This is a genomic window from Mesorhizobium sp. M0136 (genome assembly GCF_040322515.1).
GTDB lineage: Bacteria > Pseudomonadota > Alphaproteobacteria > Rhizobiales > Rhizobiaceae > Mesorhizobium.
Window position 1 is genome coordinate 176,880 of record NZ_JAMYTP010000009.1, and the last position, 12,809, is coordinate 189,688.

Annotated in this window: 11 protein-coding genes and 1 tRNA gene; 8 read left to right on the forward strand and 4 right to left on the reverse strand. The window is 63.9% G+C overall.

Going from position 1 to position 12,809, the window contains the following annotated elements:
• Positions 1 to 143: 143 nt before the first annotated feature.
• On the reverse strand, positions 144 to 917 hold the full coding sequence (gene hisN, locus NKJ35_RS13525) for a histidinol-phosphatase (protein WP_352647618.1): 774 nt from the start codon (positions 915 to 917) through the stop codon (positions 144 to 146).
• A gap of 346 nt (positions 918 to 1,263) precedes the next feature.
• Complete coding sequence (locus tag NKJ35_RS13530) at positions 1,264 to 2,205, reverse strand: N-formylglutamate amidohydrolase (RefSeq protein ID WP_352647620.1); 942 nt, start codon at positions 2,203 to 2,205, stop codon at positions 1,264 to 1,266.
• Between the two features lie 153 nt (positions 2,206 to 2,358).
• Between NKJ35_RS13530 and cpdR the strand changes: the two genes are divergently transcribed.
• Together cpdR and NKJ35_RS13540 are read left to right on the forward strand one after the other, a co-directional pair.
• Positions 2,359 to 2,721, forward strand: coding sequence for a cell cycle two-component system response regulator CpdR (gene cpdR, locus NKJ35_RS13535; RefSeq protein ID WP_006199474.1), 363 nt, complete (start codon positions 2,359 to 2,361; stop codon positions 2,719 to 2,721).
• 104 nt (positions 2,722 to 2,825) lie between these two features.
• Positions 2,826 to 2,900: transfer RNA gene (locus NKJ35_RS13540), tRNA-Val, on the forward strand.
• A gap of 91 nt (positions 2,901 to 2,991) precedes the next feature.
• Here the strand turns inward: NKJ35_RS13540 and fcl are convergent.
• Together fcl and NKJ35_RS13550 are read right to left on the reverse strand one after the other, a co-directional pair.
• Complete coding sequence (fcl, locus tag NKJ35_RS13545) at positions 2,992 to 3,954, reverse strand: GDP-L-fucose synthase (protein ID WP_352647622.1); 963 nt, start codon at positions 3,952 to 3,954, stop codon at positions 2,992 to 2,994.
• A gap of 162 nt (positions 3,955 to 4,116) precedes the next feature.
• Positions 4,117 to 5,271, reverse strand: a complete 1,155-nt coding sequence (locus NKJ35_RS13550; protein ID WP_352647624.1) for a dihydrodipicolinate synthase family protein — start codon at positions 5,269 to 5,271, stop codon at positions 4,117 to 4,119.
• Positions 5,272 to 5,517: 246 nt separating this feature from the next.
• Here NKJ35_RS13550 and NKJ35_RS13555 point away from each other — a divergent pair, with 246 nt between their 5' ends.
• From NKJ35_RS13555 to NKJ35_RS13580, 6 genes are read left to right on the forward strand one after another with little or no spacing between them, the layout of a single operon-like run.
• A complete protein-coding gene (locus NKJ35_RS13555) occupies positions 5,518 to 6,573 on the forward strand; it encodes a LacI family DNA-binding transcriptional regulator (RefSeq protein ID WP_352647626.1) in 1,056 nt (351 codons plus the stop codon).
• Positions 6,570 to 7,586, forward strand: coding sequence for a Gfo/Idh/MocA family protein (locus tag NKJ35_RS13560; protein ID WP_352647629.1), 1,017 nt, complete (start codon positions 6,570 to 6,572; stop codon positions 7,584 to 7,586). Before NKJ35_RS13555 ends, NKJ35_RS13560 begins: the two co-directional genes overlap by 4 nt.
• On the forward strand, positions 7,583 to 9,184 hold the full coding sequence (locus tag NKJ35_RS13565; protein WP_352647631.1) for an acyl CoA:acetate/3-ketoacid CoA transferase: 1,602 nt from the start codon (positions 7,583 to 7,585) through the stop codon (positions 9,182 to 9,184). Before NKJ35_RS13560 ends, NKJ35_RS13565 begins: the two co-directional genes overlap by 4 nt.
• The gene (locus NKJ35_RS13570) at positions 9,177 to 9,953 is read left to right on the forward strand and encodes an enoyl-CoA hydratase/isomerase family protein (protein ID WP_352647633.1); all 777 of its coding nucleotides are present in this window, start codon (positions 9,177 to 9,179) and stop codon (positions 9,951 to 9,953) included. Before NKJ35_RS13565 ends, NKJ35_RS13570 begins: the two co-directional genes overlap by 8 nt.
• A 15-nt stretch (positions 9,954 to 9,968) precedes the next feature.
• On the forward strand, positions 9,969 to 11,480 hold the full coding sequence (locus tag NKJ35_RS13575; RefSeq protein ID WP_352647635.1) for an aldehyde dehydrogenase family protein: 1,512 nt from the start codon (positions 9,969 to 9,971) through the stop codon (positions 11,478 to 11,480).
• 60 nt (positions 11,481 to 11,540) lie between these two features.
• Complete coding sequence (locus NKJ35_RS13580; RefSeq protein ID WP_352647637.1) at positions 11,541 to 12,794, forward strand: ABC transporter substrate-binding protein; 1,254 nt, start codon at positions 11,541 to 11,543, stop codon at positions 12,792 to 12,794.
• Positions 12,795 to 12,809: the final 15 nt, after the last annotated feature.

Here is a 12,809-nt window from a genome sequence, read left to right on the forward strand (position 1 = left end):
CGCGCAAAAGTGCGCAGCGGTTGTGCGATAACGACATACAAAAAATGCGAGCGCGCGCCATTCAACGCGCGACGCACTTTGGAACCGTACCGCGGTTTCCGTCGGATTTGCGCAAAAACCAGACGCGTGGGTGCACCGGATGCCTAGCCGCGCAGCGCCGCCATCGCCGCCGCGTGCAGTTCCGGTGTCGCCGCCGCCAGGATGTCGCCGCCGTTTTCCGCCGGCCCGCCTTCGAAGGTGGTGACAACGCCGCCTGCCTTCTCGATGATCGGGATCAGCGCGACGATGTCGTAGGGTTTCAATCCGGGATCGGCAACGATATCGACGCTGCCCGCCGCCACCATGGCGAAGGCATAGCAGTCGGTGCCGTAACGGGCGAGCTGGACCTGTTGCTCGAACAGGTCGTAGCGCAGGCGCGCGTCTCCCTTGAACAGCGCCGGCGTGGTGGTGAACAGAGTCGCCTCTGCGAGCTTCGTCGTCTTGCGCGTTGCGAGTTTTCGCGAGCCACCCGGACCTTCATAGTGCGAGCCGGAAGCATTGGCGTAGAACAGCTCGCCGGTGAAGGGCTGCGACATCATGCCGGCGACGGCATCGCCGTCGACCGTCAGCCCGACCAGTGTTCCCCATACCGGCAGGCCGGAAATGAAGGCGCGCGTTCCATCGATCGGATCGATCACCCAGACATGCCGGCTGGAGATGTTTTCGCTGCCATGCTCCTCGCCGAGGATGCCGTGATCGGGGTATTGCGCGTTGATCAGCGCGCGGATGGCCCGCTCGGCCTCGCGGTCGGCTTCGGTGACGGGGTCGAAGCTGCCGCGCTCCTTGTTGGTGACCGCGCCCTGATTGCGGAAGCGCGGCAAGGTCTCGGCCGCGGCGGCATGCGCAACGCGCCGCATGAACTCGATGCTGACGTCCAACTGATTCTCCCGCTCCAGCATGTTTGAGATGCCCGTTAGCCCACGGTTTTATGCCGAAACAAGGGCGTTTGTGCCGAAACAAGGGCGTTCGGAGCCTTTCGCTGGACGCTAACTGTTGCTCGAATGCAACGCAATCATCGTGGAAATGCAATTTCCACTTCACAGTGAATTAAAAAACCCGGAACGCGCCTTGACATTTGTGCAGCGCACAATACGTTTGTTCTCGGGCAGGGTTCCTGTCCATGCCCTCCTTGGGCGTTTCCTCCCTAGACTTCGACCGTGTCGTGCAAACGATGCGGTCTTTTTTTATGCCGCCGCATGAGCGGCGAGTGCCGCGATTCCGGCGCTATTCTGCGGCCAGAGGCAGATCCATGAAATTGTGATCGGGCATCGCCATCAGTTCGGCTGAAAACCGCGCCAGATCGTCCGCCAGGGCGTCGAAACCAGATGATCTCTGGAACGTCCGCTCATTCATGTAGAGCCCGCGATTGACCTCGATCTGCAGCGCATGCAGATGGCGCACTGGGCGGCCATAGTGCTCCGTGATGAAGCCCCCGGCATAGGGCTTGTTGTGGGCGACGCTGTAGCCCATGCCGGTGAGCAGGCCGATCGCGGTCTCGGTCAACGCCGCCGCGGCCGAGATGCCGAAACGGTCGCCGACGATGAAATCCGGCCGCAATCCGCTGTCGCCGACCCTTATGCTTGCCGGCATCGAGTGGCAGTCAATCAGCACGGCATAGCCGAAGCGCACATGGGTTCTGGTCAAGAGCCGTTTCAGCGTCTCGTGATATGGCTTGTAGACCGCTTCGATGCGCGCCACGGCTTCCGCCAGCGGCAAGCGGCCGGAATAGATGTCGAGCCCCTCGCCTACAAGCTTGGGCACGGTGCCGAGTCCGCCGGCCACCCGCGCTGAACGGATGTTGCAGAATGACGGCACCGGTTCGGCGAACATGCGCGGGTCGAGTTCCCACGGCTCCCGGTTGACGTCGAGATAGGCACGCGGGAAGTTTGCCGCCAGCATCGGCGCCCCTAGCGCGACGGCACCGCCGAACAATTCCTCGACATAGCAGTCCTCGGAGCGACGGATCGCGTTGCGGTCCAGCTTGGCCATCGCCATGAACCGGTCCGGATAGTAGCGGCCGCTATGCGGCGAGTTGAAGAGGAAGGGAACGCGCTGTTCGGCGCCCGATCGGATTTCGAAGGGTGGAACGACCGAAAAATCCTCGGCTGCCGTTTTCAATTTGAACGAACCCGGGAATACCAATGCATCATGATAGGAAAGTGCCACCTCGCCGCTCGCATGTCCAGCCGCCGAAGCGCCAGCCAAATCAGGATTGTGCGCCCAACGTTCACTTGATGTTTACCGTCACCTCCTCATATACAGCATGGTTAACGGGCTTGCCGCACGGCATTGTCGGTTGGGTGATTCGGACGGGACAAGATGGCACGCATTCTGCTGGCGGAAGACGACGACGACATGCGCCGGTTCCTCGTCAAGGCGCTGGAGCGCGCCGGTTATCAGGTCAGCGATTTCGACAATGGCGCCAGTGCCTATGAGCGGCTGCGCGAGGAGCCTTTTTCGCTGCTTTTGACCGACATCGTCATGCCCGAGATGGATGGCATCGAGCTCGCCCGTCGCGCCACCGAGATCGATCCTGACCTCAAGGTGATGTTCATCACCGGCTTCGCCGCCGTCGCCCTGAACCCTGACTCCAAGGCGCCGAAAGACGCCAAGGTGCTATCGAAGCCGTTCCACCTGCGCGACCTCGTCAACGAAGTCGAAAAGATGCTGCAGGCCGCCTGACGCGCTTTTTGTCGGGTCTTGACCGACGCCGCAAGCCAGCCATTCTTTCCCCTTTCCCGCTATTGACGTGCCGAACCAAAAATGGTGTATGCGCGGCTTCGGATGGGCGTGTAGCTCAGCGGGAGAGCACTGCATTGACATTGCAGGGGTCACAGGTTCAATCCCTGTCACGCCCACCATCCAGACAATCCCTCAATTGGCCGTCGGTATTTTCATCGGCTGTCGTTCTCGGCCTCATCCAATCCTGATGCCGAGCTCGCCAATTCAGCCTCAGGCTGCGCCGAGGCGGAGATCACCGGTCTCGACGTGCTGGAGAAACCACGCATAGGTCTGTTCCAATCCGCTGCGCAGCGAGTAGCGCGGGCGCCAGCCGGTGGCGAACAGGCGCGATACGTCCATCAGCTTGCGCGGCGTGCCGTCCGGCTTCGTCGCATCGAATATTATTGCGGCATCGGCGCCGGCGACCGACACGATGGTGCGGGCAAGGTCGGCAATGGTGATGTCTTCCCCCGAGCCGACATTGATGTGGCTGTCGCCCGAATAATTCTTCAGCAGCCAGACCAGCGCGTCGGCGGCGTCGTCGACATGCAGGAATTCACGCATCGGCGTGCCTGATCCCCACACCTCCAGGCTCTTGCGGCCGGCGCGCTTGGCCTCGTGCGCCTTGCGCATCAGAGCGGGCACGACATGGCTGGAATTGAGGTCGAAATTGTCGCCCGGACCGTAGAGATTGGTCGGCATCGCCGAGATGTAGTCGACACCGTACTGGCGCCGATAGGCCTGGCACAGTTTCAGCCCGGCGATCTTGGCGATCGCATACCATTCGTTGGTGGGCTCGAGCGGCCCGGTCAGCAAGGCGTCCTCGGAGATCGGCTGCGCCGCGAATTTGGGATAGATGCAGGATGAACCGAGAAACAGCAGCTTCTGCACCTCGTTGCGGAAGGCGCTGTCGATGACATTGTTCTGCATGACGAGATTGTCCTGCAGAAAATCGACCGGAAGCCTGTTGTTGGCCAGGATACCGCCAACCTTGGCCGCCGCCATCACCACTGCATCCGGCTTGCGGTCGGCCATCCAGTGCCGCACGCCGGACTGGTCGAGAAGATCGAGCTCGGTGCGCGAGGCGGTCAGGATCTCGCAATCCTCGTCGGCCAATCGGCGCAGGATGGCCGAGCCGACCATGCCGCGATGTCCGGCCACGAAAACACGCTTGCCCTGAAGGTCGAAGGTCATCAGCTTACCCCAATGCAGAACGGCAGCTATGCCAGTTGGCCGGCGGAGCGCCGGATCGGCTTCTCTGTTGCCGGACGCATACCGCATACAGATTTGCCCAGACAAGGCAAATCGCAAAGCCACCCGAAGCAACCTTTGGATCGGACGCTGTAGCGCTCGCGATCAGACGCCCGCTACCGCGCAGAGGCTTGTCATTCTGGCAATGGCAAGCTCGGGGTCGGCCAGCAACCCTGCCTGGTCGGCAAGGCGAAAGACATCGGAATAGTGGCGGATGCCGCGCGCGGATTGCATGCCGCCGATCATCGAAAAATGCTCCTGGTGGCCGTTCAGCCATGCCATGAAGACGATGCCGGCCTTGTAATATTCGGTCGGCGCCTCGAAGATTTTGCGCGACAGCGGCACTGTCGGGGCCATCAGCGCGTCGTAGCCGGCGCGGTCGCCGTCGGCCAGCTTTGCCAGCGCTGCATTGGCGACCGGCGCGATCGCATCGAAAATTCCGAGCAGCGCGTGCGAATGTCTGTCGCCGTTGCCGGCGATCAGCTCGGGGTAATTGAAGTCGTCGCCGGTGAACATCACCACGCCCTCGGGCAGCCGGTCCCTGAGCGCGATCTCCTTGCCGGCATCGAGCATCGATATCTTTATGCCCTCGACCGTGCCGGCGTGGCGTTCGATGATGGCGATCACCGTCTCGAGCGCAGTTTCGAAATCGCTGCTGCCCCAGTAGCCTTTCAGCGCCGGATCGAACACGTCGCCCAGCCAGTGCAGGATAACCTTGCCGGATGCCTGGGACAGGATGCGGTCGTAGACGCTGGCATAATCGTCGGGGCCTTTGGCGATCGCCGCAAGCGCGCGGCTGGCCATCATGATCACCTTGCCGCCAAGCCCTTCGATGAACCCGAACTGCTCCTCATAGGCCGCGATGACATCGTCGAGCGTGCTCGCCGCCCCCGGCGTCAGATGGTCGGTGCCTGCGCCTGACGCGAGAGTGGCGCCCTCGACGCTCCGCGCCTCGGCGATCGAGCGGCGGATCAATTCCCTGGCATTCACCCAGTCGAAGCCCATTCCGCGCTGCGAGGTATCCATCGCTTCGGCGACACGGAAGCCGAGCCGCCAGAGGTGATGGCGAAACGCCATCGTCTTGTCCCAGTCGACCGCGGGCCTCGACCATGGATTGGTCATGGCGAAAGGATCGGCGACGACATGGGCCGCGGCGTAGGCGATACGCGAGAACCGCGCGCTGGCCACAGGCTGCACCGGCTGGCCGACAAGCCTGTAGCGGATACGGCCGCCGCCTTCCCCGGGCAAGGTGATGTCCATGGCTCTCTCCCTTGCCCGTGCCTATTAAATGGAACGTTCCAATAAATCAAGATATTTTGACCCCCTGCCTCGTGCAGCTCAAAATTGCTGCATCACAGCAGGTGGAAGCCGTGCTTGCTGGACGATTGCGCCCACTGAGCCGCATTTTTCTCGGGTTCGCAAAAACACGATTGACTCAAATGCCTCGCAGAGATTAGATCGTTCCAATAAAATCGCATGAGAAAACCTCCGGGAGGACAGATCTGGATGGCCAGCCGGGCCAAGGCAACGATACTCGACATCGCCCGTGAGGCGGGCGTGTCCAAATCGACGGTATCGCTGGTGTTGCAAGGCAGCCGGCTGATCCGGCCTGAGACCGCGCTCAAGGTGCGCAAGGCGATCGAGGATGTCGGCTATGTCTACAACCGCGGCGCCGCCAATCTGCGCAAGGCCCATTCCAACGTCATCGGCATGGTCATCAACGATCTTACCAATCCGTTTTTCGCCGAGATGGCGGTCGGCATGGAGCGCGTCTTCCAGTCGGCCGGCATCGTGCCTTTCATCGCCAACACGGCGGAGAGCCCGGTGCGCCAGGAAGAGGTTCTGAAATCGCTGATGGAGCAGGGTGTCGCCGGGCTCGTCGTGTCGCCGGCGCGCGGCACCACGCCTGGCGCGTTCCGCCGCCTTGAGACCGCAGGCGTTCCGGTCGTTTTCGTCATGCGCCGCCTCCCCGAAAGCCGCATCCCGGTGATCACGCCCGACAATCATCGCGGCGCCTATCTTGCCACCGCCCATCTGATCGGCAAGGGCCACCGCCGGCTGGCCTTCTTCGGCGGCTCGTCCGACCTTGTCGTCTACCACGAGCGGCTGGGCGGCTTTCGCGAGGCCTGTGAAGCGCTCGGCATCGCACCGGCCGACAGGCTGGTCTTCGAGGGCGAAACCAGCCGCAAGGGCGGCATTGCCTGCCTGGAAACCGCCCTTGCCATGGCCTCACCGCCGACCGCGGCGCTTTGCTTCAACGATGCGGTCGCCTTCGGCGTCTTGCTGGCGCTGCGCAAGCGCGGCCTTGAGCCTGGCGCGGACTTTGCCGTCGTCGGCTTCGACGACGTCGCCGAGGCCGAGCACTACATGCCGGCGCTGACCAGCGTCGCGGTGAACACCGCCGGCCTCGGCGAGCGCGCCGCCCATGTCGTGCTGAAGATGATCCAATCGCGCACCACGCGCGCCGAAGATCATATCGGCGCCGTCAACCTCGTGGTCAGGGAAAGCTGCGGCCCCGATCGCAAGGAGCATGGCTGCGCAGGGATGGGAGACGCGGCATGACCGTCAGTTGGGGGCTGATCGGCGCCAGCACGATCGCAAGACAGTTCATGATCGGCGCCATCCGCGGGCAGCCGGACGGCGAGATCGCCGCAGTGATGAGCTCCAGCCTGGAGCGGGCCACCGCCTATGCTCGGGAAAACCGCATTCCGGCGGCGGTCGCGACGCTTGATGAATTGCTCGGCTCCGACATCGACGCCGTCTACATCTCGACCACCAACGAATTGCATCTCGAACAGGCACTCGCCGCCATCGAGGCGGGAAAGCATGTGCTTTGCGAAAAGCCGCTGGCGCTGACCAACGCCGACGCCCGCAAGATGGTCGCGGCGGCCAGGGCCGCCGGCGTCGTGCTCGGCACCAATCACCATCTGCGCAATGCCGGCTCGCATCGGGCGATGCGCGAAGCGATCGCTGCCGGCCGCATCGGCAGACCGATCGCCGCGCGCGTCTTCCACTCCGTCTATCTGCCGGAAAACCTGCAGGGCTGGCGCATCACCAGGCCGGACGCCGGCGGCGGCGTGGTGCTCGACATCACCGTCCACGATGCCGACACGCTGCGCTTCGTGCTCGGCGACGATCCCCTCGAGATCTCGGCGTTCACGCAATCGGCCGGCATGGCCGCCGGCGGGCTGGAAGACGGCGCCATGTGCCTCTGGCGTTTCGCATCGGGCGTCATCGCCCAGTCGCATGAGGGCTTCACCACCAAATTCGCCGGCACCGGCTTCGAGGTGCATGGCAGCGAAGGCTCGCTGATCGCCAGGGATGTGATGACGCAGAAGCCGGTCGGCTCGGTGTTGCTGCGCACGGCAAAGGGCGAGGAGGAATTGAGCTTCGACCGCGAAGATCTCTATGCCCGTTCGCTGCGCCAATTCCACGCGGCGATCCGTGGCGAGGGCCAGCCTTCCGCCACCGGCGAGGACGGCGTCTGGTCGCTGACATCAGCCGAAGCGGCATTGCAGTCGGCCAGGTCCGGCAAGGCCGTTGCCATCGACCCGAAGCTCGGGAGTGCTGGATGAGCAAGCTCGTTTCCGCGGCTGAGGCTGCCGGCCTGATCAGGGATGGCGTGGTCGTTTCCGTGTCGTCGTCGAGCGGCCTCGGCTGCCCGGATGCGGTGCTTGCCGCGATCGGCGAGCGCTTCGACGCCGAAGGCCATCCCAAGGACATCACGACGCTGCACCCGATCGCCGCCGGTGACATGTACGGCATCAAGGGCATCGATCACTTAGCCAAGCCCGGCCTGTTGAAGTGCACTTTGTGCGGTTCCTATCCATCCGGGCCGTCATCTTCCGAACCACCGCAGATCTGGAAGATGATCGGCGACAATTCGGTCGCTGCTTACAACGTGCCGTCCGGCATTCTGTTCGACATGCATCGCGAAGCCGCCGCCAAGCGTCCCGGCGTGCTGACCAAGGTCGGGCTCGACACCTTCGCCGACCCGCGCCACCAGGGCTGCGCCATGAATGCTGCCGCCAGCGAGCCGATCGTTTCGGTGCAGCAGTTCGACGGCGAGGAATGGCTCTATTTCCGCGCGATCGTGCCGCAGGTCGCGATCATTCGCGCCACCACCGCCGATGAGCGCGGCAACCTCACCTATGAGCATGAAGGTGCCTATCTCGGCGGCCTTGAACAGGCGCTGGCCGCCCGCAACAATGGCGGCATCGTCATCGCGCAGGTCAAGCGCGTCGTCGAGAACGGCACGCTGAAGCCACACGACGTGCGCGTGCCTGGCGTGCTGGTCGATCATATCGTCGTGGCGCCCGACCAGTTGCAGACGACGCTGACGCCCTACGATCCGGCCATCTCCGGCGAGATCTTCCGGCCGCTGTCGAGCTTCCGCAACGCCGAGATGAACGTCCAGAAGGTCATCGCCCGCCGCGTCGCCATGGAGCTTGCGGACGGCATGGCGGTCAATATCGGCTTCGGCATCTCGGCCAATGTGCCGCGCATCCTTATCGAGGAAGGCCAGCACGGCAAGGTCACCTGGGTCATCGAACAGGGCGCGGTTGGCGGCGTGCCGCTGCTCGACTTCAAGTTCGGCTGCTCGTCGAACGCCGACGCCTTCATGCCCTCGCCGCACCAGTTCATCTACTTCCAGGCCGGCGGCTTCGACGCCTCGCTGCTGTCCTTCCTGCAGATCGACCGCCACGGCTCTGTCAATGTCTCGAAGCTTTCGGCGCGGCCCCACGTCACCGCCGGCGCCGGCGGCTTCGTCGACATCACCGCGCGAGCGAAGAAGATCGTCTTTTCCGGTTTCTTCAACGCCGGCGCCAAGCTGTCGCTTGCCGGTGGCGGCATCCGCATCGACCAGGAGGGCAAGGTCAAGAAAGTCGTCGACGAGGTCGAGCATATCTCCTTCTCGGGCAAGCGTGCCGTCGCGCAGGGACAGGATATCACCTATGTCACCGAGCGTTGCGTGATGAAGCTGACGCCGGCGGGGCTGATGGTGACCGAGTTGGCGCCGGGCATCGACCTCGAGCGCGATGTGCTGGCGCAGGCCGAGATCCCGCTCGCCGTCGCCAACGACCTGAAAATCACACCGGATGCGCTCTACCGGGACCGGCCGATCGGCCTATCGCTCAATGGCGGCGCGTCGCTTGGAGGCGCACATGGCTGAGCGTCTGGTAACCTTTGAAACCGACGGCGCCATAAGCATTGTCACGCTGCGCCGGCCGGAGAAATTCAACGCGCTCGATATTCCGATGCTGCGGGGGTTGGAAGCAGCGCTCGACGAAGCCGAGGCGGCGGACGGCGTCCGCGTCGTGCTGGTCTGCGGCGAAGGCAAGGGCTTTTGCGCCGGCGGCGACGTCGAGGCGTGGGCAGAAATGAGCGCCGCCGATTTCCAGGTGCAATGGGTGCGCTACGGCCACCGCGTCTTTGATCGGCTGGCGCGGCTGCGGCAGCCGACGATCGCCGTGCTTGCCGGCCATGCGCTGGGCGGCGGGCTGGAACTGGCGGCGGCTGCAGACTTCCGCGTGGCGGAAACACAAGTGAAGCTGGGGTTCCCCGAAACCTCGATCGGCGTCGTTCCCGGTTGGTCCGGCACCCAGCGCGCCGTGCGCCGCTTCGGCGCGCAGGCAGTGCGGCGGATGGCGCTCGGCGGCGAAGTGTTTCTGGCTACCGAGGCTCTTGCTCTGGGGATTGTCGACCGGGTGGTCGAGACCGGTAAGGCGTTCGCCGAAGCCAAGGCCTGGGCCGGCAAGATCGCCGAGCGCGGCCCGCTCGCGACCGAAGCCGCCAAGCTGATGATTGCCATCGCGGAGGGCGAAGAGAGTGCTGCCGCGACCGAAGCGCTGGCCAGCGGCTTCATCGCGCTGACAAGCGATCTCAGGACCGGCGTCGAGGCTTTCAGCGCCAAGCAGAAACCGGCGTTCTCAAGATCTTAGGAACCTGAAACTCGCATGAACGCACCTCTCAACATCGCCATGCCCGCCGAGGCAGCTGCAGCGCCGAAAAGCTACCGGCTGCTGATCGACGGCAAGTTCGTCGACGCTCGGGACGGCCGCACGCTGGAGCGCAGCAGCCCCGGCCACGGCTTCACCGTCTCGCGCTATGCACAGGCCGGCGCGGCGGACGTCGAGGCTGCGGTACAGGCCGCGCACAGGGCCTTCGAGACCGGCCCGTGGCCGCGCATGAAGGCCGCCGAGCGCGCCGCGATCCTGCTCAAGGCTGCTGACCTGATCGAGGCGCGGCTGGACGAGATTGCCCGGCTCGACGCGCTGGAATCCGGCAAGCCGATTGCCCAGGCGCGCGGCGAGATCGGCGGCGCCGTCGACATCTGGCGCTATGCCGCGGCACTTGCGCGGACCCTTCACGGCGAAAGCTATGCCAATCTCGGCGACACCATGCTCGGCGTCGTGCTGCGCGAACCGGTCGGCGTCGTCTCGATCATCACGCCGTGGAATTTCCCATTCCTTATCGTCAGCCAGAAACTGCCCTTCGCGCTCGCCGCCGGCTGCACCGCGGTGGTCAAGCCGAGCGAGATGACCTCGGCCTCGACCTTCGTGCTCGGCGAGATCCTGATGCAGGCCGGCCTGCCGGATGGCGTCGTCAACATCCTTGCCGGTCTGGGCGCCGATGTCGGCGCACCGATGGTCAGCCACCCGCTGGTCGAGATGGTGTCGTTCACCGGCTCTACCCGGGTCGGTAAGATGACCATGGCCTCTGCTGCCAACTCGCTGAAGAAAGTCTCGATGGAACTCGGCGGCAAGAACGGCCAGCTCGTCTTTCCCGATGCCGACCTCGAAGCCGCTGCCGACGCGGCGGTATTCGGCGGCTTTTTCAATGCCGGCGAATGCTGCAATGCCGGCAGCCGGCTGATCGTCCATGAGGCGATCGCCGACGACTTCCTCGGCGCCGTCAAAGCACTCACCGCCAAGGTGGTTGTCGGCGATCCGCTCGACGACCGCACCATGGTGGGCGCGATGATCTCCGCCGACCATGTGGCCAAGGTCACCGGCTACGTGACGGCAGCGGAAAACGACGGCGGCCGGATCTATTGCGGCGGCAAGCAGCTTGCTGCGAGCGCCGGCCAGTATCTTGATCCGACAATCGTTCGCGACGTCACCGAAGACATGGCCATTGCGCGCGAGGAAGTGTTCGGGCCGGTGCTCTCGGTGCTGACTTTTGAATCGATTGAAAGGGCGTTGCGCATCGCCAACAACACGCCCTATGGTCTGTCGGCGGGCGTGTGGAGCGCCAGCATCGATACCTGCATGTCGGTGGCGCGGAATGTGCGTTCGGGAACCGTTTGGGTTAACACGTTCATGGAGGGTTATCCCGAACTGCCTTTCGGCGGCTACAAGCAGTCCGGTCTGGGACGCGAACTCGGCAAGCGCGCCGTCGAGGATTATACCGAGGAAAAGACAATCCAGTTTCATCGCGGCCAGCGCACCGGATGGTGGGTCGGCTGAGTTGGGAAGAACCCGGTGGCTATCCGCCGGTCGTTGTAAGTTCAACAAGGGAGGAAGTACATGTTGCGACAACTGCTTATCGGGACGGCTCTCGCAGCGGGCGTTGCGTTCGCGGCCCATGCCGAGGACGTCAAGGAAGTCCAGATGCTGCATTGGTGGACGTCGGGCGGCGAAGCTGCCGCTCTGAACGTGCTCAAGCAGGATCTGGCCAAGGAAGGCTTTGCCTGGAAGGACGTGCCGGTGGCCGGCGGTGGCGGCGACGCCGCCATGACCGCGCTGAAGGCGATGGTGGCGGCCGGCAACTACCCGACCGCCTCGCAGATGCTTGGCTATACCGTGCTCGACTACGCCGCGGCCGGCGTCATGGGCGACCTGACCGAGACGGCGATAAAGGAAGGCTGGGACAAGTCCGTTCCCGCCGCCCTGCAGAAATTCTCCGTCTATGACGGCAAGTGGGTCGCGGCTCCGGTCAACGTCCACTCGGTCAACTGGCTGTGGATCAACAAGGCGGTGATGGACAAGATCGGCGGCACCGAGCCCAAGACCTTCGACGACTTCATCGCGCTGCTCGACAAGGCCAAGGCGGCGGGCGTCATCCCGCTCGCGCTGGGCGGCCAGAACTGGCAGGAAGCGACCATGTTCGACTCGGTCGTGCTGTCGACCGGCGGGCCTGAGTTCTACAAGAAGGCCTTCAACGACCTCGACGAGGAATCCCTCAAGTCCGACACGATGAAGAAGTCGTTCGACAACCTCGCCAAGCTCGTCACCTATGTCGACCCGAACTTCTCAGGCCGCGACTGGAACCTCGCCACCGCCATGGTCATCAAGGGCGATGCGCTGGTGCAGGTGATGGGCGACTGGGCCAAGGGCGAATTCAACGCCGCCAAGAAGGTCCCGGGCACCGACTTTCTCTGCTATCGCTTCCCGGGCACCGACGGCAGCGTGATCTACAACTCCGACATGTTCGGCATGTTCAAGGTTCCGGAAGACCGCAAGGCCGCCCAGATCGCTCTGGCCACCGCAACTCTGTCGAAGAGCTTCCAGTCGGCCTTCAACGTCGTCAAGGGCTCGGTCCCGGCCCGCACCGACGTGCCGGACACCGACTTCGACGCATGCGGCAAGAAGGGCATGGCCGATTTGAAGGCCGCCAATGAAGGCGGCACGCTGTTCGGCTCGCTGGCGCAAGGCTACGGCGCCCCTCCGGCGGTTGCCAACGCCTACAAGGATGTCGTCTCGAAGTTCGTCCACGGCCAGATCAAGACCTCGGACGAGGCCGTGACCCAACTGGTCAGTGCGATCGAAGACGCCAAGTAAGCACCCGCCCATGTG